Annotated in this window: 23 protein-coding genes; 9 read left to right on the top strand and 14 right to left on the bottom strand. The window is 64.5% G+C overall.

Annotation, left to right across the window (positions count from 1 at the left end; translation table 11 throughout):
• Window positions 1-29: 29 nt before the first annotated feature.
• Window positions 30-815: a 3'(2'),5'-bisphosphate nucleotidase CysQ gene (locus D2V07_RS07820; protein ID WP_119586423.1), complete on the bottom strand. Its 786-nt coding sequence runs from the start codon at window positions 813-815 to the stop codon at window positions 30-32.
• Window positions 816-928: 113 nt separating this feature from the next.
• On the opposite strand from D2V07_RS07820, the gene sucC reads away from it, so the two are divergent.
• Complete coding sequence (gene sucC / locus D2V07_RS07815; protein ID WP_119586421.1) at window positions 929-2,128, top strand: ADP-forming succinate--CoA ligase subunit beta; 1,200 nt, start codon at window positions 929-931, stop codon at window positions 2,126-2,128.
• 39 nt (window positions 2,129-2,167) lie between these two features.
• Here sucC and D2V07_RS07810 read toward each other — a convergent pair whose 3' ends face one another.
• Complete coding sequence (locus D2V07_RS07810) at window positions 2,168-2,890, bottom strand: exopolysaccharide biosynthesis protein (RefSeq protein WP_119586419.1); 723 nt, start codon at window positions 2,888-2,890, stop codon at window positions 2,168-2,170.
• Window positions 2,891-3,152: 262 nt separating this feature from the next.
• Between D2V07_RS07810 and D2V07_RS07805 the strand changes: the two genes are divergently transcribed.
• The 3 genes from D2V07_RS07805 (at window position 3,153) to D2V07_RS07795 (ending at window position 5,811) form a co-directional block, all read left to right on the top strand.
• Entirely contained in the window at window positions 3,153-3,899 is a 747-nt protein-coding gene (locus D2V07_RS07805; RefSeq protein ID WP_119586417.1) for an electron transfer flavoprotein subunit beta/FixA family protein, read from the top strand.
• Window positions 3,899-4,816, top strand: coding sequence for an electron transfer flavoprotein subunit alpha/FixB family protein (locus D2V07_RS07800; protein ID WP_119586415.1), 918 nt, complete (start codon window positions 3,899-3,901; stop codon window positions 4,814-4,816). The genes D2V07_RS07805 and D2V07_RS07800 overlap by 1 nt, the downstream gene beginning before the upstream one ends.
• Before the next feature lie 95 nt (window positions 4,817-4,911).
• Window positions 4,912-5,811, top strand: coding sequence for an energy transducer TonB (locus tag D2V07_RS07795; protein ID WP_119586413.1), 900 nt, complete (start codon window positions 4,912-4,914; stop codon window positions 5,809-5,811).
• A 9-nt stretch (window positions 5,812-5,820) separates the two neighbouring features.
• On the opposite strand, the gene D2V07_RS07790 is transcribed toward D2V07_RS07795, so the two are convergent.
• From D2V07_RS07790 to D2V07_RS07760, 7 genes are all read right to left on the bottom strand, one after another.
• Complete coding sequence (locus D2V07_RS07790) at window positions 5,821-6,384, bottom strand: GNAT family N-acetyltransferase (RefSeq protein ID WP_119586411.1); 564 nt, start codon at window positions 6,382-6,384, stop codon at window positions 5,821-5,823.
• Window positions 6,381-7,631, bottom strand: a complete 1,251-nt coding sequence (locus D2V07_RS07785; protein ID WP_233548302.1) for a DUF445 domain-containing protein — start codon at window positions 7,629-7,631, stop codon at window positions 6,381-6,383. The genes D2V07_RS07790 and D2V07_RS07785 overlap by 4 nt, the downstream gene beginning before the upstream one ends.
• 13 nt (window positions 7,632-7,644) lie before the next feature.
• Window positions 7,645-11,100, bottom strand: coding sequence for an efflux RND transporter permease subunit (locus tag D2V07_RS07780; RefSeq protein ID WP_119586407.1), 3,456 nt, complete (start codon window positions 11,098-11,100; stop codon window positions 7,645-7,647).
• A gap of 8 nt (window positions 11,101-11,108) precedes the next feature.
• Complete coding sequence (locus tag D2V07_RS07775; protein WP_233548301.1) at window positions 11,109-12,302, bottom strand: efflux RND transporter periplasmic adaptor subunit; 1,194 nt, start codon at window positions 12,300-12,302, stop codon at window positions 11,109-11,111.
• A 241-nt stretch (window positions 12,303-12,543) separates the two neighbouring features.
• Window positions 12,544-12,810: a GlsB/YeaQ/YmgE family stress response membrane protein gene (locus D2V07_RS07770; RefSeq protein WP_119586405.1), complete on the bottom strand. Its 267-nt coding sequence runs from the start codon at window positions 12,808-12,810 to the stop codon at window positions 12,544-12,546.
• Between the two features lie 136 nt (window positions 12,811-12,946).
• Window positions 12,947-13,246 carry a CtrA inhibitor SciP gene (gene sciP, locus D2V07_RS07765; RefSeq protein WP_119586403.1) on the bottom strand — a complete coding sequence of 100 codons (300 nt, stop codon included), beginning with the start codon at window positions 13,244-13,246 and terminating at the stop codon, window positions 12,947-12,949.
• Entirely contained in the window at window positions 13,243-13,578 is a 336-nt protein-coding gene (locus tag D2V07_RS07760) for a hypothetical protein (protein WP_119586402.1), read from the bottom strand. Before D2V07_RS07760 ends, sciP begins: the two co-directional genes overlap by 4 nt.
• A 117-nt stretch (window positions 13,579-13,695) precedes the next feature.
• Here D2V07_RS07760 and mnmA point away from each other — a divergent pair, with 117 nt between their 5' ends.
• Window positions 13,696-14,847: a tRNA 2-thiouridine(34) synthase MnmA gene (gene mnmA / locus D2V07_RS07755; protein ID WP_199698750.1), complete on the top strand. Its 1,152-nt coding sequence runs from the start codon at window positions 13,696-13,698 to the stop codon at window positions 14,845-14,847.
• On the opposite strand, the gene D2V07_RS07750 is transcribed toward mnmA, so the two are convergent.
• Window positions 14,844-15,191, bottom strand: a complete 348-nt coding sequence (locus D2V07_RS07750; protein ID WP_233548300.1) for a hypothetical protein — start codon at window positions 15,189-15,191, stop codon at window positions 14,844-14,846. The two genes, mnmA and D2V07_RS07750, sit on opposite strands and share 4 nt — an antisense overlap.
• A gap of 32 nt (window positions 15,192-15,223) precedes the next feature.
• Here D2V07_RS07750 and D2V07_RS07745 point away from each other — a divergent pair, with 32 nt between their 5' ends.
• On the top strand, window positions 15,224-16,390 hold the full coding sequence (locus D2V07_RS07745; protein WP_119586398.1) for a serine hydrolase domain-containing protein: 1,167 nt from the start codon (window positions 15,224-15,226) through the stop codon (window positions 16,388-16,390).
• On the opposite strand, the gene D2V07_RS07740 is transcribed toward D2V07_RS07745, so the two are convergent.
• The 3 genes from D2V07_RS07740 to pdxH are packed head-to-tail and all read right to left on the bottom strand — an operon-like array spanning window position 16,375 to window position 18,718.
• Window positions 16,375-17,181, bottom strand: coding sequence for a PhzF family phenazine biosynthesis protein (locus tag D2V07_RS07740; protein WP_119586396.1), 807 nt, complete (start codon window positions 17,179-17,181; stop codon window positions 16,375-16,377). The genes D2V07_RS07745 and D2V07_RS07740 overlap by 16 nt on opposite strands.
• Window positions 17,178-18,113 carry a cation diffusion facilitator family transporter gene (locus D2V07_RS07735; RefSeq protein WP_119586394.1) on the bottom strand — a complete coding sequence of 312 codons (936 nt, stop codon included), beginning with the start codon at window positions 18,111-18,113 and terminating at the stop codon, window positions 17,178-17,180. The genes D2V07_RS07740 and D2V07_RS07735 overlap by 4 nt, the downstream gene beginning before the upstream one ends.
• Window positions 18,110-18,718: a pyridoxamine 5'-phosphate oxidase gene (gene pdxH / locus D2V07_RS07730; RefSeq protein WP_119586392.1), complete on the bottom strand. Its 609-nt coding sequence runs from the start codon at window positions 18,716-18,718 to the stop codon at window positions 18,110-18,112. The genes D2V07_RS07735 and pdxH overlap by 4 nt, the downstream gene beginning before the upstream one ends.
• Before the next feature lie 80 nt (window positions 18,719-18,798).
• On the opposite strand from pdxH, the gene D2V07_RS07725 reads away from it, so the two are divergent.
• From D2V07_RS07725 to fabI, 3 genes are all read left to right on the top strand, one after another.
• On the top strand, window positions 18,799-19,779 hold the full coding sequence (locus tag D2V07_RS07725) for a DnaJ C-terminal domain-containing protein (protein WP_119586390.1): 981 nt from the start codon (window positions 18,799-18,801) through the stop codon (window positions 19,777-19,779).
• A 77-nt stretch (window positions 19,780-19,856) separates the two neighbouring features.
• Window positions 19,857-20,882 (top strand): YihY/virulence factor BrkB family protein, encoded by a 1,026-nt coding sequence (locus tag D2V07_RS07720; RefSeq protein WP_119586388.1) that lies wholly within the window; start codon window positions 19,857-19,859, stop codon window positions 20,880-20,882.
• Entirely contained in the window at window positions 20,879-21,682 is an 804-nt protein-coding gene (gene fabI, locus D2V07_RS07715; protein ID WP_119586386.1) for an enoyl-ACP reductase FabI, read from the top strand. Before D2V07_RS07720 ends, fabI begins: the two co-directional genes overlap by 4 nt.
• Before the next feature lie 35 nt (window positions 21,683-21,717).
• Here the strand turns inward: fabI and D2V07_RS07710 are convergent, their stop codons facing one another.
• Entirely contained in the window at window positions 21,718-22,389 is a 672-nt protein-coding gene (locus D2V07_RS07710; RefSeq protein WP_199698749.1) for a hypothetical protein, read from the bottom strand.
• Window positions 22,390-22,451 lie beyond the last annotated feature (62 nt).

The raw sequence follows: 22,451 nt of genomic DNA, 5'->3' as shown, positions 1-22,451 counted from the left end.
GCTCCGGTCGGGGCGCCCTTTTTGTTTGCCTACTTGTTGCCCACCAGCCGCGCAGCCCGCTCCGAAAGCCGCTCCACCGCCGCGGCATGGATGCCAGGCGCACTTACCAGCAGTCCGAAGGCGCGCGGGTCGCGCTTGTTGTAGGCGAGCGGCTGGCCAAAGGCATCGGTAACGGCAGCGCCCGCCTCGCGCGCGATCAGCGCCGCGGCGGCGATATCCCATTCGAAGCCCCAGCGTACCGTCGCCACCAGGTCGGCGCGGTCGTCGGCTACCATGGCCACGCGCAGGGCGATGGAATTGGGCTGCTCCACCTTGGTGAGATCGCCATCATCCTTTGGCAGGTCGTGGACCGGCACCCGGGCGCCGGGGAATTTCGTGCGCGTACTGGCGCGCAGCCGCTGGCCGTTGAGCCACGCGCCCTTGCCCGCCACGGCGGACCAGACTTCCTCCCGTGCGGGAGCAACCAGCGAGCCGATCAACGGCCGCCCGGCGGAGATCAGCGCGACGGACACCGCCCAGCCCTTGCGTCCGCGGATATAGTCGCGCGTGCCGTCGATCGGGTCGACCAGCCAGATCAGCCCTTTTTCGAGTCGCTCGGGGCTGTCGGCGGTTTCTTCGGACAGCCAGCCCGCCGCAGGCAACAGCGTGCCCAGTTCGCGGCGCAGGAAGGCGTCCACCTCCAGGTCTGCCTCGCACACCGGGCTGCCGGGAGTTTTCTCCCAGCTTTCAAGATCATGCCCGCCCGCCGGCCACTTGCGAAGCGCCATGTGCCCCGCCTCGCGGCAGATTTGTTCTAGTCTCATACTGTCGATCATGGGTGCCGAGGCATTTGCGCCGGGGCGGAACCGATTGCAAGCGCCGCGCGATAATGCTTTAGCGCCCGCAAAACCGTCACTCCGACTCTCATTTTCGAAACGAAGGTCAGCTCATGAACATCCACGAATACCAGGCCAAGGAACTGCTCGCGAAATTCGGCATCGGCGTGCCGACCGGCTATCCGGCGATGACCGTCGAGGAAGCCGTGGAAGGCGCGAAGAAGCTGCCCGGGCCGCTTTACGTGGTGAAAGCGCAGATCCACGCCGGCGGGCGCGGCAAGGGCAGTTTCAAGGAACTCGGCCCCGACGCCAAGGGCGGCGTGCGCCTGGCCAAGTCCATCGAGGATGTCGAGGCGGATGCGAAGGACATGCTCGGCAACACCCTCGTCACCGTGCAGACGGGCGATGCGGGCAAGCAGGTGAACCGCCTGTATGTGACCGACGGCGTGGACATCGCCAAGGAATACTACCTGTCGATGGTGATCGACCGCGAGACGAGCCGCGTTGCCATGATCGTTTCCACCGAGGGCGGCATGGATATCGAGGACGTGGCGCATTCCACGCCCGAAAAGATCACCACCATCGCCATTGACCCGGCCACCGGCTTCATGCCGCACCACGGCCGCGCGGTGGCCTTCGCGCTGAAGCTGTCGGGCGATCTCGCCAAGGCGGCGCAGAAGCTGTCGAAAAAGCTGTACGAGGCTTTCACCGCGCTCGATTGCGACATGCTGGAAATCAACCCGCTGGTCGAGACCGAAGGCGGCGAGCTGCTGGTGCTGGACACCAAGATGAGCTTCGACGGCAATGCGCTGTATCGTCATCCCGACGTGGAAGCGATGCGCGACGAGACCGAGGAAGACCCGATGGAGGTCGAGGCGGGCAAGTACGATCTCGCCTATATCAAGCTGGATGGCGACATCGGCTGCATGGTGAACGGCGCTGGCCTGGCCATGGCGACGATGGACATCATCAAGCTGAACGGCTCTTTCCCGGCCAACTTCCTCGACGTGGGCGGCGGCGCCACCACCGAGAAGGTGACGGCGGCGTTCAAGATCATCCTGTCGGATCCGGCGGTGAAGGGCATCCTCGTCAACATCTTCGGCGGCATCATGCGCTGCGACACCATTGCCGAGGGCATCGTGATCGCGGCGAAGGAAGTCGAACTGGACGTGCCGCTGGTGGTGCGCCTGGAAGGCACGAACGTGCAGGAAGGCAAGGACATCCTCGCCAATTCCGGCCTGCCGATCATCTCCGCAGACGACCTGGGCGATGCCGCCAAGAAGATCGTGGCAGAGGTGAAGGAAGCCGCCTGATCGCTTTACAACCGATTGCTGCCGGGGCGTGCGGGAACGCTATTCCCCTTTTACCGCCTCGGCAGCACTGTCGCCGGCCTCGCTCACGGCATCGCCCGCTTTACGGGCCTCCTGCTTTGCCGCATCGACCGTCTCTCCGGTGACGACGCCATCGGTCTGCTCCGTGTCGCTCAGGCCTCCGTCCCAGTAGTCGTAGCCGAGACCCATCGCCACGAGGCTGGCTGCCAGCGCAGCGATCATCAGCACCCCGTCCCGCACCAGCACGGCGAGACCGAACCCGGCGATCGCGAGCATGGGAGCGCTGCTGGCAAAAGGCAGCACTTCCAGGAACGGTACCGTCAGGCACAGCAGGCAGACCAGCCCGGCGGCGAGCTGCGAGAACGGCGCGCGGGTCATCCATCGCAGCCGCTGGTGAAAATGCCTGTCCATGAAACGCGCCAGCGGGCGCAGCTTGTCGGCTGCCTTGGCCAGCTTTTCAGCCGAGACACAGCGATGGGCGATCACCCCGGGCAGCCACAGCGACTTGCGGCCCAGCATCTTCTGGGCAGCCACCAGAATCACGATTACTGCCAGGAAGGTGGGCACGCCGGGTATTGCGCCGACGGGAGTAAGCTCCAGCAAGGCAGGCACCATGATGGCCGGTCCGAACGTCCGTGAGCCGAAAGACCCCATAAGATTGCCGAAAGAAACCTTGTCGTTCTTGTCGGCCAATTCATCCAGGCAATCGAGTATGTCACCCACACTATGGGGAGTTGCGGCCATTCGGTACATCCTTTGCAGCCACAACGCCCTGCGCACAGGCAGGTTTCATGCCGGGCCCAAGGGGCCCCAAAGCAGCTTGCCCGACGGCGCATCGTGTCCGGGATAGGGGCAGCCATACCGTAAAGGCCCTCTTCCGTTCGGGGGGAACACAGGCTAGGCGCTACTGTTGATGGCGTAGACCTGCTGAAAAGCGTTGCTTGACCTATACGTCAGGCACCTTACATATTCGGCAGAACGCGAAACCGATGAGAGGCCGATTCCTATGAAGATCCTCGTGCCCGTGAAACGGGTGATTGATTACAATGTTAAGCCGCGCGTGAAGAGCGACGGGTCCGGTGTTGATCTTGCCAACGTGAAGATGAGCATGAACCCGTTCGACGAGATCGCGGTCGAAGAAGCGCTGCGGCTGAAGGAAGCGGGCAAGGCCGAAGAAGTGGTCGCAGTCTCCGTCGGCCCGGCCAAGGCGCAGGAAACGCTGCGCACCGCGCTCGCCATGGGCGCAGACCGCGCGATCCTGGTAGAGACCGACGAACTGGTCGAGCCGCTGGCGGTTGCCAAGATTTTGAAGGCGATCGCCGCCGAGGAAGAGCCCGGCATCGTGATGCTGGGCAAGCAGGCGATTGACGATGACAGCAACCAGACCGGCCAGATGCTCGCCGCACTGATGGAGCGCCCGCAGGGCACCTTCGCCAGCAAGGTAGAGATCGACGGCGACAGCGTTTCGGTCACCCGCGAAGTGGACGGCGGGCTCGAAACGGTGAAGCTGACGCTGCCCGCCATCGTCACCACCGACCTTCGTCTGAACGAGCCGCGCTACGCTTCGTTGCCCAACATCATGAAGGCGAAGAAGAAGCCCCTCGATACCAAGACGCCCGCCGATTACGGCGTCGACGTGGCCCCGCGCCTCACCACTACCAATGTCTCCGAACCGCCGGTCCGCCAGGCGGGCGAGATCGTGGAAGACGTGGACGCGCTGGTCGCCAAGCTCAAATCCATGGGAGTTGCCTGATGACGACGCTCGTATTTGCTGAACCGCACGGCGATTCTGTCTCCGATGCCACCCTCGCCACCGTCACCGCCGCTGCCGCACTCGGCGGCCCGGTGCACGTGCTCGCCACCGCCGCAGGCGATGCCCACGCCGCCATCGCGGGGGTCGAGAAGGTGCTGGTGGCCGATGATGCTGCCTACGCCAATGGCCTCGCCGAAAACCTCGCGCCGTTGATTGCCGGCCTGATGGACGGCTACGACGCCGTGCTGGCGCCTGCGACCACTACCGGCAAGAACGTGCTGCCGCGCGTCGCTGCCTTGCTCGACGTAATGCAGGTGTCCGACATCATCAGCGTTGAAGGCCCCAAGACCTTCACCCGCCCGATCTATGCCGGCAACGCCATCGCCACGGTCGAAAGCAGCGATCCCAAGCTGGTGATTACCGTGCGCACCACGGCCTTCGACAAGGCCGAGGCAACGGGCGGCTCCGCCAGCACCGAGGCCGCGAGCGGCCCCGGCGATGCGGGTGCCAGCGAGTTCGTGAAGCTGGACGCGGTGAAGAGCGACCGTCCCGAACTGACCAGCGCAGGCATCGTCGTTTCCGGCGGCCGCGCCCTGAAGGACAGCGAGACGTTCGAGCAGTACATCACCCCGCTGGCCGACAAGCTGGGCGCTGCCATCGGCGCCAGTCGTGCCGCGGTGGATGCAGGCTACGTGCCCAACGATTACCAGGTCGGGCAGACCGGCAAGATCGTGGCACCCGAAGTCTACATCGCCATCGGCATCTCGGGCGCGATCCAGCACCTTGCCGGGATGAAGGACTCCAAGACCATCGTCGCCATCAACAAGGACCCCGACGCTCCGATCTTCCAGGTGGCGGACATCGGCCTTGTGGCAGACCTGTTCAACGCCGTTCCGGAACTGACCGAGAAGCTCTAGGCTTTTCCAGTATTTGACAAGCAGGGCCTCCCCCGTATGTTCGCGGGTGGAGGCCCTTCTTGCGTTCGTATCCCATAGCTTTTGCCATAACCGCGTTGTTTGCGTCGCCCGCTGCGGCGCAGGCTGAATTGCACCCGGTCACGCCTGAAACACAGGCGCTGATCGATAGCGAAGCAATCCACATGCCGGATGGCTCCTGGTCGCTGACGCCGGCGCTGGATGGCTGCGCAGTCCAGCGGGAGTTCCGGCTGGGCGACAGTCACGTGACCTTGGTGATGAAACGGCTTGAGGGGCGCATGCCTGTCGAGTTCGCACTGGTTGGCGGGGACTTCGAACCGGAAGAGCGTCTACAGGCGGGCTTCCTGCCGGGTCGCGGCGGGCTGGCAGAATTCGTCTTTATCGGTTCGGCATCGGCAGGAGACCGCGAAGGCGTGTTCTTCGCCGGACAGCCCTTCCCCGCTGGCGGCTTCGCCGCGCCGACGGAAGCCGTGCTTGCGCGCGATACGCACTATTTCATCGCCCAGAACGACGATGGCGATGCCGTTGTCCTGCGCACCGGTCGCATCGATCTTGCGCTCGATGCGCTGCAGCAATGCGGGATGGAACAACTGGCCCGGCTCGGTGTCGATCCGCAGCGGGATCTGCGGCGCGATGCCGCCCTAGTAAATTCCGGCGCACTGAGCCCCACGCTCGGCCAGGCATATGGCATGGCGATGCGTCAGCGTCGCGGCATGCTGGAGGGCAACTTGCCGATCCGCCTTGTGATCGACGACACCGGCACATTGGCGCATTGCCACGCAGGCGACGGCTTGACGCCGCGCATGCTTCGTGAAGCCGTGTGCGAGACCATCCGCGACAGCGGCGAGTTCACAACTGCAATGGACGTGAACGGAAACCCGGTCGCCAGCACCTTGTACACCAACATAGTTTTCCGGACGAGGAGCCTGACGAACTGGCCCGGCGCGGATGGCAGGAACTACCGCGCGCGCGACTAGCCGGATTGGCTAGGGCGCGCGTCTGGCAGGCGGACGGCGATAGAGCTGCACTTGCGAGCCATCGCGCATCTCTGCCTCGCGCAGCGCCTCGAACCCCAGCTTGTCGGCCAGTTTCATCGATACGACGTTGCCCTGCACGATCAGGCACATCAGTTCGCGCGCAAACCTTTCATCGAACGAGTCGAGGATCGCGCGCATCGCCTCCTCGGCATAGCCCTTGCCGGTGGCGTCGTGGCGGATGATCCAGCCTGCTTCCGGGCGATTGTCGAAATCCGTTCCCATGCCCCGCAGCGAGTGGAATATGCCGCAATTGCCCAGCAGCGAACCGTCGCCGCCCCGCTCTCGCACCATGAACATGCCGTAGCCATAGAGGTGCCACGATCCCGCATTGCGGGTGAAGCGCATGAAATGGTCCTCCAGCGTGGGCTGTCCGCCGAGGTAGCGCGCGGTCGTCTCCTCGCAGATGATCCGGAACATGGGCTGGAGGTCGCTTACTTGCGGCATCCATAGCTCGAGCCGCTCGGTCAGCAGCGCGGGCTGACCTGGAGGTTCGCCCGGCGCGACCGGCCTCACAGCACCTCGGTGAGGAAATGGATGGTCAGGCCCACCAGCCCACCCACCAGGGTGCCGTTGATGCGGATGAATTGCAGGTCGCGGCCCACGGCGCGTTCGATGCGCATGGTGATGGTGCTGGCATCCCAGCTCTTCACCGTCGTCGACACCAGGCTGACGATCTGCTCGCCATAACGGTTGACCACGCCCACCAGCGTGCGCCGGGCGAAGCGGTTCACTTGCAATTGCAGGGCCGGGTCACCCTGCAGGGTCTTGCCCAGCTCGGCCAGCGAATGACCGACTTCGCCGCTTATCTGCTTGTCGGGATTGCGGATATTGTCGATCAGCGAACGGCGCAGGCGCTCCCACACGCCCATCCACCAGTCTGCCACAGCGGGATTGTTGAGAAGGTCGACCTTCATCCGCTCCACCTTGGCGCGGGTTTCGGGATCATGCTGCAGGTCGCGCGCGAGCTTCTCCAGCCCTTCCTGCACCTTGGCGCGCAGCGGATGGTCCGGATTGACCAGGATCTCGGCAAGCAGGCGGTACAGGCCATCGAGTACCGAGTTGGCCAAACGTCCGTCGAGGCCGGTCCAGCGAATGATCGAATTGGCGCGCTCCTGCACCATGTCGCGGACCATGTCCTCGTTGTCTTCCAGTGTCAGGCCGGCCCAGCGGATCATCGAATCCATCAGCGGACGGTGGCGGTTGTCGGCAATCGCGGCTTCCAGCATCTTGCCCAGCAATGGCGCGACATCCAGCTTCTCCGCCTGCCGCGCCAGGCCCGCCTTTACCTGCAGCCCCAGCCTTTCCGGGTCGAGCGATTCGAGCAGTTCGACGAACAGGCCCGCCGCGCCAGCGCGCAAACGCCCCTCGGTGTCGTCGCCGCGCTTCACCAGGAAATCGGCTGCGGCCTTCGCCACGTTCATGTCGCGCATGCGCCGCGCCACCACGACCGGGGTGAGGAAGTTTGAGCGCAGGAACTGCGCCATCGTATCGGCAATCCTGTCCTTGTTCTCGGGAATTATTGCGGTGTGGGGAATGGGAATGCCCAGCGGGTGACGGAACAGCGCCGTAACCGCGAACCAGTCGGCCAGCCCGCCCACCATCGCGGCCTCGGCAAAGGCATGGACATAGCCCCAGGCCGGATGGACCGTCAGCATGTTGTGGGCGAGCAGGAAGATCGCCGCCATCGCCACCAGCAGCAGCGCTGCGGTGATGCGCATGCGGCGCGCCCGGTCGGGCGGCAAAGCAGCGCCGCCCTGCATCGTCAGGTCGCCCTTACTCCGCAGGCTGGGTCTCCGCCGCCGAAGGGCGCTCGTCGCCCGGCTTGTAGGTCAGCAGGCGGTCACGCAGCCAGGGGCCAAGCTTTTTCTCCAGGCCGTCCGCCAGGCTGAAACCGGCTGGAACGATCAGCAGGGTGAGGAAGGTGGACAGGATCAGGCCGCCGATCACCACGATGCCCATCGGTTGACGGAATGCGCCATCGCCCGACAGGGAGAGCGCGGTCGGAACCATCCCCGCCGTCATGGCGACGGTGGTCATGACGATAGGCTGTGCGCGCTTGTGACCCGCATCGATGATCGCCGCGAGCTTTTCCGTACCGGCGTCCATCGATTCAATTGCGAAGTCGATCAGCAGGATCGAGTTCTTCGCCACGATCCCCAGCAGCATCAGCATGCCGATGAAGACCGGCAACGAGATGGGAAGCGGCTGGCCTGTGGTAACGACGCCGGCAATCACCAGCGCCAGGAACCCGCCCAGGGGTGCCAGCAACAGCGAACTCATGTTCACCAGCGGCGAGACGACCCGCCGGTAGAGCAGGACCAGCACCGCAAAGACCAGCAACAGGCCGGTAATCACGGCGGTGATGAAATTGTTGATGAGATCGGCCTGCCACTCGTCCGCGCCGACCGGCGCGTTGGAAACGCCGGTGGGGAGGTCGGTCATGATGGGCAGCGCGTTGATTGCATCCAGGACGGTGCCGCGCGCAACACCGGGCGCAACGTCAACCCCTACGAAGACGCGGCGCGCCTGGTTGTAGCGCTGGATCGAGGTCGGCCCCATGCCCAGCGAGATTTCGGCCACGCGGCTGAGCGGGACCGAGCCGCCGGTCGCCGTGGGAACCGGCAGGTTCTCGATAGTGGAAAGGCTGCGCCGGTCGTTCTCTGCCAGCCTGACGCGGATGGGGATCTGGCGATCGGAAAGCGAGAACTTGGCGGCGTTCTGGTCGATATCACCCAACGTCGCGATGCGGATCGCCTGGCTGAGCGCGCTGGTGGTGACACCAAGGCTGGAGGCAAGGTCTTCGCGCGGCTCGATGATCAGCTCTGGCCGCTGGAGATCGTAATCGATGCGCGGCGCCACGGCCCCTTCGACGGTTTCCATCTGGTCCACCAAGACAGCCGCCGTGTCATACAGCAATTCCGGATCGGAACCCGACAGCATGATCGAAATGGCACGGCCCGTGCCGCCGCCTCCGCCCTGGTTGTTCTGGAAATTGACGCGCGCGTCCGGAATGTCCTGCAGCACTGGTGTCAGTTCCCGCTCGAAATCCAGGCTGGTGCGCTCGCGGTCGTCACGGAAAACCAGGCTGATACGGCCTGATCCCTCGTTCGCGATGCCGAGCGCCAAGGCTACTTCCTGCTCCTCGCTCAGGCGCGCGGAGATGCGGTCCACCACCTCTTCGGTCTGTTCCAGCGTGGTACCGGGCACCATGGCGATCGATACGCGCGAGAAGTCGCTGTCGCCATCGGGGAAAAACTGCTGCGGGATGCTGCCAGCAACGACCACGGTAAAGATCAGTGCCACGAACCCGATCAGCATCATCCACACGCGGTGATCCAGGAAGCGCGCCGCCATGAAGCGCGCACGCTGGCTGAATTGGCTGGAGAAACCGCTGAGACGGCCGATGACAAGGCCAATCCCCATGTTGATCAGTCCGCCCAGGACGTAGGCAGGCAGCGCCAGCAGGGCCAGCGTTCCGACCGACGGCAGCGCAATGGCCTGTTCCGCCTCAGCCGCCGCAGCCGCGCCTTGCGCAGCCTCGCCGCCCCCAAAGGCTGCGCCGATCAACGGAGGCAGCACCAGCAGCACGAAGAAGCCGGTGAAAAGGGCGAGCAGGTGATAGAACCAGCGCGTTTGGACGTAACCGTATTCGGCCCGCTTCCTGTTGAACGTGGTCGTGTCCAGCGACCAGCGCAGCACCCGCATGTAGGTGTCCATTGCGCGGCCTTCGCCGTGCTCCGCGTGCCCCTTGGCCTTTAGGAAGTAGGCCGCTGCCATTGGCGTGATCATGCGCGCGACCGCCAGGCTGACGAGCACGGCGGCAACCACGGTCAGGCCGAAATTCTTGAAGAATTCGCCCGAAATGCCCGGCATCAGCGCCACCGGCAGGAATACGGCCACGATACAGAAGGTGGTCGCCACCACCGGCAGGCCGATCTCGTCGGCAGCATCGATCGATGCCTGGTAGGCGCTCTTGCCCATGCGCATATGGCGCACGATGTTCTCGATCTCCACGATGGCATCGTCGACAAGGACACCGGCCACCAGACCGAGTGCGAGCAGGGACATGGTGTTCAGCGTGAAGCCGAACATGTCGATGAACCAAAAGGTGGGAATGGCGGAAAGCGGGATGGCCAGCGCGGCGATGATCGTCGCGCGCCAGTCACGCAGGAACAGGAACACCACGACGACGGCCAGCAGCGCCCCTTCCACCAGCAGCGCCATCGAGCTTTCGTATTCGCTGCGAGTGTAGTCCACTTCGGTGAACAGGCGGGTGAAGGTAACGCCGGGGTTGGCTTCCTCGATCTCTTGCAGCACTTCCACCGCATCATCGTAGACGCTGACGTCGCTTTCCCCGCGCGCGCGGGTAATCGAGAAGGTGACGACCTGCTTGCCGTTGAGTTTCGCGAGCGTCCTGATCTCGCCGTAGGAGTCTCGGACAGTGGCGATATCGGCAAGCTTTACCGTCCGGCCGCCACCCAGCGCGATCTGCGCCTGCGACAGTTCGTAGGCATCTTCCGCATTGCCCAGCACGCGCACCGACTGGCGCGATCCGGCGATTTCCGCCTGTCCGCCGGCTGCGTTGATATTGAGCTGGCGCAGGGCGGCGTTCACCTGGCTGGCGGTGACCCCCAGGGACTGCATCCGGCCCGGATCCAGAATGACGAGGATTTCGCGATCGACCCCGCCGCTGCGGGTAACCTCGGCCAGCCCTTCGACGGTCAGCAACTGCTTGGTGACAGTGTCGTCGATGAACCAGCTCAGCTGCTCCAGCGTCATGTCGTCCGCGGCAACACCGAACGAGACGATGGGCTGCGAACTGGTCTGCTGCTTGAATACGCGCGGCTCGAGGATGCCGTCCGGCAGCTCACCGCGGATGTTGTCGATCTCGCTCTTCACCTCGTTGGTGGCTTCGGCGATGTCGGTGCCGATGGCGAATTCGATGACGGTCTGGGAATTACCCTCGTTCGCGGTCGAGCGAATGGTTTCCACGCCGTCCAGCGTCTGGACCGCGGATTCCACGCGCTGGGTGATCTGGTTCTCGACTTCCGGCGGAGCCGCGCCGGGTTGCGAGATGGAGATGATCACTACCGGGAATTCGATATCCGGCTGGTTCTGCACTTCCATGTCCTGGAAGGCGAAAATGCCGGCCAGCATCAGCCCGACGAAGGCCAGTATGGGGACGATCGGGTTGCGGATCGACCAGGCAGAGATCTGCGAGAAATCCATCGGGCTGCTCAGCTTTCGCCCTGGGTGACCGGTCGCACCTGCTCACCCTCGGTCAGGAAGCCGCCGGCGCGCAGCACCACGCGCTCGTTACCCTGCAGGCCGGAGGCGACAACGATGCCTTCATCGCTGATCGAGCCCACTTCGATGGGGCGGCGCACAACCTTGTTGTCGGAATCGACGATGTAGACATAGCTGCCGCGATCGTCGGAAAGGATCGCGCTTTCGGGCAGGCGCGGAGCAACCACCGTCTCGCTGGCAAGTTCGATGCTGGCAAAGCCGCCGGGGCGCAGGGCCGAATCGTAGCTGAGCGCGCAGCGGGCCGTGCCCTGCCGCGTCTGTTCGTCGATGACCGGCGATTTCTGCCACACGCTGCAGGTGAACTGCTGTTCGGTGCCCACCGGGGTCACCGTGCCCTGCGTGCCGACATCGATCGCGTCGAGCTCTGCCTCCCCGATCCGGGCGAGCAGTTCCATCTCGCCCCCGCGGGCGATGCTGAACAGCGTGCCGGAGCCGGGGCTGACGACCTGGCCCGGCTCTACATTACGGGTAAGCACCAGGCCTGCGGCCGGGGCGACGATGTTGAGCTGGGCGTTGCGCGCACGGCGTTCGCCCAATTGCGCACGGGCTACCTGCACGCGGGCCACGGCGGCATCGCGCGTGGCGGTAAGGCGGTCGATATCGGCCTGGCTGATGAAGCCGCGCTCCACCAGTTGCAGGGCGCGGTCGAGATTGGCCTGCGCCAGCTCGGCATCGGCCTGCGCCACTTCGATCTGCGCGCTCTGGGCCGATTCCTGCTGGCTCTGCACCGAACGGTCGATCACGGCGAGCACTTGGCCCGCATTCACCCAGTCGCCCGGTTCCACCGTCACGGAGACCACGCGGCCACCTTCGCCGACAACGCCGATGGGCATTTCGCGGCGCGCAGCCAGGGTGCCGGTCGCATTGATTACGCCCTGCAACGTGCCCGCACCCGGCGCCAGGACCGTTACGGCAGGCGTAGTCGCACCGTCCGTCGCGGCGAAAGGCGCTTCTTCCTCGCCGCCGGACAGCAACAGGGCGGCGATGATCGCGCCGGCGACCAGGATTGCAAGCACGATCCACATCTTCTTGCGGCGCTGACGCGAATCCTCGCTGCCCGGCTCGGCGTCCGGCACCTTGCGATCTTCGGTATCGCTCATGTCGACACGTGTCTCATAATTCATCGGCGTATTGCCTCTATCTGGCGGCGCGGGAAGAGTATCACAGGGGTGCGACCCGCGCGAGCGGCCCCTATGGCCGTGCCCGCGCGCCATAGCCCCTTAATGATGCGGCGCGCAATGCGGGCCTCTGCCAAGGTCCGATGGTGTCCGATGAAATGTCACCGTCCAGATGCGTCAAAGGGGCGGAAAGCCTTGGCCTTCCGCCCCTTTGGGCAAATTGTATCATTTTGTAGTCGCGTGCGGGTTAGCGCACCCGTCCACGCTGGACCAGGTTGACGATGGCCAGCAGCACGATGGCGCCGACAATCGCGATGATCAGGCCCGTCAGCGAGAATTCCTGCACACTGCCGCTCACGCCGAGCAACGGACCGGCGATGAGATTGCCGATGATCGAGCCGATGCAGCCCACGACGATGTTCCAGAAAATGCCCATGGACGCATTGCGATTCATCACCATGCTGGCCAGCCAGCCGGCGATGCCGCCCACGATAAGTGCGATAATCCAACCCATTATATTCCTCCTTCGAGAGTCCCCCTTGAGCGGGGATACGAAAGAGAAAACGCCGCCACGTGGGCGACGTTCCGGGCGAAATGCGCGATGAAGCGTAAAACTCCCGCAAAACGGGAGATTTACGCGCTTTTCGTGGTCAATATTTCAGCTGCCGCTCGTATAGGTCGCGGTAATGCTGGATGCGGGTGACGCGCAGGCCCTGCATGCCGGAACGGTCGACAGCGCGCTGCCAGCCGGCAAATTCCTCGAGCGTGAGATTGTACCGCTCCAGCACCTCGTCGATGGTCAGCAGGCCGCCGTTGACCGCAGCGACAACCTCTGCCTTGCGGCGCACGACCCAGCGCTTCGTCTTCGGCGAAGGAAGGTCGTCGACGGTCAGCGGCTCTCCGAGAGGGCCGATGACCTGCGCTGGACGGATTTTCTGGTTCTCGATCATGTATTTCCTCGGGTGGCCGTATCGCGGTCAGCGCGTGAAAAGTGTTTTGCCGAACGGCCTTTGCAATTGCCTAAATCATCAGGGTTAACATCACGTTGGTCGTAGCCATGCCCGAAGCCACCGGGCTGCGATGCCAGGTGCCGCGCCGATTCCGCATCGAAGCTGGCGAGCACGCGATCATCGGTTATCGCCAGCTCCGCACGCAGCTCGCGCGCAGCCGCAAGGCGGGCGGTCAGGTCAGCCCAGTTCAGCTCGCACAGCGGGTTTTCCGCGGTGTCGCCAGCGGCGGAACTGCGCGAGTCGGGCGCGGGGATGGGATTACCTTCGAACATGAAGGCACTCCATAATCCAGGAACCGTCAAGAACCGGTAAAGCGCGCCTTAACCGAACCTTGAAGGATGGATGCGGGGTTTTGCCGTGGCACCCGCTCGTGTATGGGCGCAGCCATAATGTCCCGCACTGCAGACCTTCCCGCTTCGGTTAATGCCGAGCAGCTTTTCGACCTGCCGCGTCCTGCGTCCGAGTGCCGCATCGTCGTGGCCATGTCGGGCGGCGTGGATTCCTCCGTCGTTGCCGCGCTGGCCGCCCGCAGCGGCGCGGAGGTGGTGGGCATCACGCTGCAGCTCTACGATTACGGTGCCGCGACAGGGCGTAAGGGCGCCTGCTGCGCGGGCGACGACATTCGCGATGCGCAGATGGTGGCCGATCGCCTCGGCATCGCGCACTATGTGTTCGACCACGAAAGCTCGTTCCGCGAGGAAGTTGTGGAGACCTTTGCCGACGAATATCTCGCCGGGCGAACGCCAATCCCCTGCATCCGTTGCAACATGGGCCCGAAATTCACCGACCTCCTGCGCATGGCGAAGGAACTTGGCGCGGATTGCCTTGCGACAGGGCACTACGTGCGCCGTGTGCCGACAGAGCACGGGCCGCAACTGCACCGCGCGCTCGATCCGGCGCGCGACCAGTCGTATTTCCTTTATGCTACGACGCAGCAGCAGCTCGATTTCCTGCGCTTCCCGCTGGGCGGCCTGCCCAAGAGCGAGGTTCGCGCCATCGCCGAGGAATTCGGACTGGTGGTGGCGAACAAGCCCGACAGCCAGGATATCTGCTTCGTGCCCGATGGCGACTACGCCAAGATCGTGAAAGCCATGCGCCCCGAGGGCGGGCGCGCCGGTGACATCGTTCATGCCGAAACGGGAGACGTGCTGGGCCAGCACCCCGGCATCATCCACTACACGGTGGGTCAGCGCCGCGGACTGGAAATCGGTGGCCAGCCGGAACCGCTGTATGTCGTCGGCCTCGATCCCGATGCCGCTCGGGTGCTGGTGGGTCCGCGCCGGATGCTGGCGGTGCAGGCGGCACTGGTGATCGAGACCAACCGTATCGGCCCGCTGCCCGATGTCCCGCTGACGGCGAAGGTGCGTTCCATGGCGGCGCCCGTGCCGGTCACGCTGGAAGGGCCGCTGGGCGAAGGCGCGGAAGTGACTATCCGCTTTGCCGATCCCGAGTTCGGCGTGGCGCCCGGCCAGGCAGCCGTGATCCACGCCGAAGACCGCGTGGTGGGCGGCGGCTGGATCGAACGGACCGAGAAGGCCTAGCCTTCCCAGCGTTCCAGCACGCAGCCGTATCCTTCGCGGTAGGTCGCCGTGGTGCTTTCGACTAGCGGGATGCGCGCTGTGACGCTTTGCGCGGCCTCGTCCTCGCTCAGCCACACGGCCTCCATGCCCGGGATCAGGTCATCCCCGCACTGGCCGAATTCGCGTCCGCCGACGAACCGGCACGAGCAGGCGGTTTTCGCCGCGTAGCTGGTCCCCGCCTGCGCGTAACCGTTTATCACGTCGCCATAATACCACGCCGCGCCGCCGATGATCAGGGCAACGGTGACGAGCAGCTTGAGCCACGGGGTGCGGCGTTTGTCGCCAGCCAGTTTTGCGGTTGCCATTTGCCGGATCCTGCAGGAAAGGGTGGGCGCCGATGACGCTTCGCTTCTCCCCTAGCCGCCAGCCTGCCCGCTCGCCAAGTGCGATCTGGGGCCTGCTGGCCTGCCTCGCGCCGATTGTCCTGCTGGCCTCCTGCGGGCAGGAGGGCCCACCCCCTGAGCCGCCCCTGCCGGAAGAGGCGATGGCCGTGGTGGTGGACGATCCCGGCGTGCCGCGCGAACGCCTGGCGCGCGCGGTCGACGACCTGTTCACGGCAGACGATATCGGCGAAACCCGCGCCCTTTTGGTGCTGCAGGGCGGAGAGATCGTCGCAGAACGCTATGGCGAGGGCTACGATGCCGATATTCGCCACACCGGCTGGTCCATGTCGAAGACCGTCACCGGCGTGTTGCTGGGCATGATGGTGGCGGACGGGCGCCTGCGGCTGGATGATCCCGCTCCCGTGCCGCACTGGCAGCGCCCCGGTGATCCACGCAGCGGCGTGACCCTGCGCCACCTGTTGCAGATGCGTTCGGGCCTGCGCCACCAGGAAGGCGGCGATCCTCCCTACGAATCGTCCGAAGTGCGCATGCTGTTCCTCGACGGCCGCGACAACATGTCCGGCTGGGCAGAGGCACAGCCGCTGGAGCATGAGCCGGGCAGCCACTTCCAGTATTCGACTGCCACCTCCGTCATTCTCGCCGACATCGCCACGGATACCGTCGCGCGCGGTACCAGCCCCGATGCGAGGCAGCAGGCCATGGCGGAGTTCGTCGATGCGCGCCTGGCCGTTCCGCTGGGCATGGATTCGCTCGTCGGCGAATACGATACCAGTGGTACTCTGGTGGGCGGCAGCTTCTTCTGGGCGACCGCCCGCGACTGGGCGAAGTTCGGCGAATTCCTGCGCCACTACGGTTCGGTAAAGGGGGCCCAGATCGTTCCGCGCGGCTGGATCGAGTTCATGCGCCGCCCCAGCCCTGCCGCGCCGGACTATGGCGCGCAGCTATGGCTGAACCACCCTTCGGGCGAGGAACGCAGCGCGCTGTTCGACGGCGCACTGGACGAGGACATCTTCGCTGCCATCGGGCACCTGGGCCAGTACATCATCGTCGCCCCGGACCGGCGGCTGACCGTGGTGCGGCTCGGCCACACCGAGAACGAACAGCGCAAACGGCTGGTGGAAGAGCTGGAGGATATCGTGGCGCTTTACCCCTCGAGGTAGAAACGCCCCTCCACCACGGTTACGCAATCGCCGGACAGGATGGCGCGGTCTCCTTCAAGCCTGCAGGTGGCATGTCCGCCGCGCTGCGAGGCCTGGTAGGCGGTGAAACTGTCCCGCTCCAATCGCCTCGTCCAGAACGGCGTCAGCACCGCGTGGGCGGAGCCGGTGAAGCTGTCCTCGTCCACCCCGCCCCCGGGCACGAAATTGCGGCTGATCACATCCGTATCCTTGCCCGGCGCCGTGCAGATGAACTGCGCGTCCCCCAACCTGGCGAGGCCGCGCAGGTCCGGATCGAGTCCGCGGATCGCTGCTGCGTCCGGATAGAGGAAAATGTGGTAGCCATCGGGATTGCGCCAGACCTCGATCGGCTCCGCCCCGAGCAGGGCAACCGCCTCGGGGAAATCGCCCGGCTCGGTCGTAATGGCAGGCAGGGCCAGTTCATACCCCTCGTCCACCCGGCGCACCTCGAGAATTCCGGCCTTGCGGGTCGAGAACGTCACCGCGTTTCGGCCCTCGTTCCTGCCAAGGATGACATGACCCGATGCCAGCGTGGCGTGACCGCACAGCGCCACTTCCACCGTAGGGGTGAACCAGCGCAGCGCATAGTCTGCCTGCGCCTCGGGCGTGGGGATGAGGAAGGCGGTCTCGGCGAACATGTTCTCCGCCGCGATTGCAGTCATGGTCGCGTCGTCGGGCCACCTGTCCACGATCACCACGGCCGCCTGGTTTCCGGCGAATGGCTTGGCGGCAAAGGCATCGACATGCCAGTAGGGGATCGACTTGCAGGTCATTCCGAATCCTTCAGTTGTTCGAACTCGTTCGTCTCGGCCAGCGGATTGTCCGGTTCGTCCACGTGGCCGAGCGGGTCTATGTGGATCAGCAACTCCAGGCCGGGAAAGCGGGCACAGAGGTCTTCCTCCACCCGCTCGATGATGTCGTGCGCCTGTTCCACCGTCATGCTGCCCGGCAGGTCGACATGGAACTGCGCGAATTCGTGGCTGCCACTGGTGCGGGTGCGCAGGTCGTGCAGATTGGAAAGCTCCGGGTGTACCGCCGCGGCTTCCACGAAAGCACGGCGTTTCTCTTCCGGCCATTCCCGGTCCATCAGGTGATCGATGGCCTCGGTCGCTGCCTGCCACGCATTCCAGAGCAGCCACGCCGCAATGGCGAGGCCGAACAGCGGGTCTGCTTTCGAAAAACCGAGATACTGGTCCAGCACCAGGGCGGCGATCACGGCAAGGTTCAGCAGCAGGTCCGACTGGTAGTGGACGCTGTCGGTCTTGATCGCGAGCGACCCTGTGCGGCGGATAACGTGCCGCTGCCAGGCGATCAGCGCGAAAGTGGCGAGAATGGCGATCACCGACACGATGATCCCCTCCTCGGCTGCCTGTGTCTCCCCGCCCTCGACCAGACGCAGCACCGCGCGAAAGGCAATCGCACTGGCGGAAAGGACGATCAGGATGATCTGAAACATGGCTGCCAGTGATTCGGCCTTGCCGTGGCCGAAGCGATGCTCCTCGTCAGCCGGCTGCGCTGCCACCCACACGCCCACCAGCGTCGCCATGCTTGCCACGAAATCCAGCGATGTGTCCGCCAGGCTGCCGAGCATCGCCGTAGAGCTGGTCTGCCAGACCGCCCAGCCCTTGATCGCGCCCAGGAACAGCGCGGTAACCATGGATGCCATGGCCGCACTGCGGGTAAGATTGGCGCGGGTATCGCTCATGGATAAAGCAGCGTGCTGGACCAGCCACCTGTGCCGTCACGCACGAAGCGGCGGCGTTCATGAAGCCGGTTCGGTCGGTCCAGCCAGAACTCGATAGCCTGCGGATCGAGGCGGAAGCCGGTCCAGTGCGGCGGACGCGGCACTTCGCCTGCATCCTCGTATGCGGCGCGCAGTTCGTCCACCCGCGCATCGTAGGTGGCGCGGTTATCCAGCGGGCGCGACTGGTCGCTGGCGGCGGAGCCGACCTGGCTTACGAACGGGCGCGAATGGAAGTAGGTATCAGCCTCTTCCGCACTCACCTCGGCCAGCGGTCCCTCGATACGGATCTGACGGCGCAGGCTCTTCCAGTGAAACAGCAGCGCGGCCTGCGGATTGGCGAGAATCTCGCCGCCCTTGCGGCTCTGCGCGTTGGTGTAAAACACGAAGCCGCCTTCGTCATGAACCTTCAGCAGCACCATGCGCACCGAAGGCGCGGCGTCCGGCGTTGCCGTGGCCAGTGCCATCGCGTTGGGATCGTTGGGCTCACCCTCCTTCGCCTCGGCAAACCAGGTGTCGAACAGCGTGAACGGGTTGCCCACTGGAATTGCATTTGCGCTATCGCTCATGGTTGAGGGATTAGTGCCGGATTGGTGCTTGTGAAAGGCCCTGCTTGCCAAATATCATTGCCTTACCTAGCTAACACACCATGGCTGATCCCTATTCCACCCTCGGCGTGAGCCGTTCCGCGACTGAGAAGGACATCAAGTCCGCCTATCGCAAGCTCGCCAAGGAACTGCATCCCGACCGTAACAAGGACAATCCGCAGGCCGCGGATCGGTTCGGCAAGGTTACGCAGGCGTACGACCTGCTGTCCGACAAGGACAAACGCGCCCAGTTCGATCGCGGAGAGATCGACGGCGACGGCAATCCCACCAGCCCCTTTGGCATGGGCGGCGGTGGCTTCGGTGGCGCGCGTCCAGGTGGCAGCGGCAATTATTCCTCGCGCGATTTCCAGGGCTTTGGCGGGGCCGAAGACCTCGATCTTGGCGACCTGTTCGAAGGCCTGTTCGGTCGTGGCAACCAGCGCAGCGGCGCGCGCGGTGCCGGACCGGGCGGCATGGGCGGCGGTCCCCAGGGCTTTCGCAGGCCGCCTCCGCCCCCACCGCAGAAGGGTGCGGACATACGTTACAAGCTGGCCGTACCTTTCGTGGATGCCGCGACCCGCGCCAAGCAGCGCATCACGCTGGCCGATGGCAAGACCATAGACCTCTCGCTGCCCGCCGGGGTGGAAGACGGCACGACCATGCGTCTGAAAGGCAAGGGTCACAATGGCCCGGGCGGCAACGGCGACGGCATCGTGGTGATCGACATCCAGCCACACCCGTTCTTCTACCGCGAAGGCGACGACGTGCGCGTGGAACTGCCGATCACGCTGGACGAGGCGGTAAACGGCGCGAAAGTGAAAGTGCCGACGGTCGATGGTCCGGTGATGCTCACCATCGGCGCAGGATCAAGCTCCGGCAAGGTGCTGCGCATGAAGGGCAAGGGTTTCAGCAAGAAGGACGCCAGCCGGGGCGACCAGCTGGTGACCCTGGAAATCCACCTGCCCGACGACGTGGCCGATCTCGCCGGCAAGCTGGACGGCTGGAAAGATACCTCCAACCCCCGCGAGCATATGGGCCTGTGATGGCGGCAGGCGTTTGATTCCAGTGACTTGGCACCCCCACGCTCGACAGCAAGGCTGGCGCTGCTAGAAGCGGGGTGATGGAGCAATCCTCAGCCCAGAACGCGGTCCCCGACGAGGTCCAGCCAGCGGATATCTCGCCAGAGGCGCGGCGGCGCACCGTGCTGGCGGGCGGGCACATGAAGTCCTTCCGCACCCGCCTCGGTATCAGCAGCCGCGTGATCGAGGTCATGCGCAGGGTGGTGGTGGGCTGTTTCAACGACGGCACGATCCACGCGGGCAATCTTGCTTACATGTCGCTGCTGGCGATCTTCCCCTTTTTCATCACCGCCACCGCAATCATTTCCGCCATAGGCAGCGAAAGCGACCGGCTGGCAACCGTCGCTGCGATCGTCCGCGCCCTCCCGCCCACGGTCGCCGATGTGATCGAACCTGTCGCGCGTACCGTGATCGAGGCGCGCACCGGCTGGTTCCTGTGGATCGGTGCCTTCTTCGGACTGTGGACCACCGGCAGCCTGATCGAAACCATCCGCGATATCCTGCGCCGTTCCTACGGCACGCGTGCGACGAAGGCTTTCTGGAAGTACCGGATCAGTTCCGTCGGCATCATTGTTGCCGCCGTGCTGATGCTGATTGTCTCGCTGGTGGCGCAGGTTACCATCTCGGCCGCTCAGAACGTGATCCAGGAAAACTTCCCGCAGTTCGGCCATGCCCTCGGCAACCTCTCCTATTCGCGCATAGTGACGGCGGTTGGCCTGTTCTTCTCCATCTGGATGCTTTTCGTCGCCCTGACGCCCCACGAATATCGCGGCGGGCGCTATCGCAAATGGCCCGGCGCCCTGCTGGTAACCGGGTGGTGGACCATGGTGGCCCTGGCCTTCCCGCCAATCCTGCGCAGCATCTTTGCCTACGATCTCACCTACGGATCGCTGGCAGGCGTGATGATCACGCTTTTCTTTTTCTGGCTGGTGGGCTTAGGGATAGTGGCCGGTGCAGAATTGAACGCCGCGCTGTCGGAAACGCCCGAGGAGGAGGAGAACCGACTGGCGCAGGAAAGAGGCACAGTGGCCGAAACGGCAGAAAAGACGGAGGAAATTGCCCGATGAGTGGATTGATGACAGGCAAGAAGGGCCTGATCATGGGGCTCGCCAATGACAAGTCACTGGCTTGGGGCATCGCGAAGAAGCTGCACGAGCAGGGCGCGGACATGGCGTTCTCCTATCAGGGAGAGGCGCTGAAGAAGCGCGTCGGTCCGCTGGCCGAGCAGGTTGGCAGCGACTTTCTGATCGAATGCGACGTGTCCGACATGGAGGCGATGGATACAGCCTTCGCGCAGATCGAGGCGAAATGGGGGAAGCTGGATTTCCTCGTCCACGCCATCGGCTTTTCCGACAAGAGCGAACTGCGCGGAAAGTACGTCGATACCAGTCTCGACAACTTCCTGATGACGATGAACATTTCGGCCTATTCGCTGGTCGCCGCCGCCAAGCGCGCCGCGCCGCTGATGAAGGAAGGCGGATCCATCGTGACGCTTACCTACTACGGCGCGGAAAAGGTGGTGCCGCACTACAACGTGATGGGCGTTGCGAAGGCGGCACTGGAAACCAGTGTGCAATACCTTGCCAATGACCTGGGGCCGGACAATATCCGTGTGAACGCCATCAGCGCCGGGCCGATCAAGACGCTGGCTGCAAGCGGTATCGGCGACTTCCGCTACATTCTCAAATGGAACGAGCTCAACTCGCCGCTGCGGAGAAACGTCACAATCGAGGACGTCGGCGGTGCCGGGCTGTATTTCTGTTCCGATCTGTCATCCGGCGTGACCGGGGAGACCCATCACGTCGATGCAGGCTACCACGTCGTCGGCATGAAGCAGGAAGACGCACCCGATATCGCGCTGACCTGACAGGGGACCGTTACCAGTCGGGTGGTTTAGCCTAGTCAGTCGGGCGATTCGGCAGGCGGCGCGGCGTCGAGCGGCACCTGCTCCTCGTCATCGTCGAAGCTGGGCGGCGGCAGGTCGCGCGGGGGAATACGGTCTGGATCGACCACTGCCGCGGGCGGCGCGATGGGATCAGCCACTTCGTCGCCGATGGGCTGCGACTGCGCCTCGCGCCGGCGCTGCAGTTCAGCCTCTTCCAGTTCCTCGACCCGCGCCTGTGTGTCGGCAGCGTCGGCATCGATGGCGGCAAGGCGCTCGGCGCGTTCTTCGGCGATCAGTTCGGCAAAGCGCACGTCGCTCGAATTGGCGCGTTCCGCGTAGGCAGCCTCGATCATTTCCATCGTGCAGCCAAGATCGCCCCCTGCGCCCACGGGCGTGCAGCTGAGCGGGCCGAAGTCGCCAACTGCTTCCAGCGCCAGCGCGCGCTGGGTCCAGCTTTCGTTCTCGGGCGAACTGCTCGTCCGCAGGTTGCGCGGAATGCGATAGCGTTCGCTTTCGTCCAGCCGGGCGCAGACCGTGATGGTATCGCCGGTCGATTCGGGACATGCATCGTCGCCATAGATGATGACCTGATTCACCTTGTCGCCGCCGGTTTCCTGGGCAGCGGCGGGAGCGGCGCCCACGCCGATTGCGATGGCGGATGCGGCGGACAGGGCTAGCAGGCGTTTCATGGTCGATCCTCGAGAAATACGGTCTGGCGCAATTGGCACCTTGACGGTTTAACGCATGATGA

It is taken from the genome of Aurantiacibacter zhengii, assembly GCF_003584125.1.
Taxonomy (GTDB): domain Bacteria; phylum Pseudomonadota; class Alphaproteobacteria; order Sphingomonadales; family Sphingomonadaceae; genus Alteraurantiacibacter; species Alteraurantiacibacter zhengii.
This window is presented reverse-complemented; position numbering and strand designations above follow the sequence as displayed.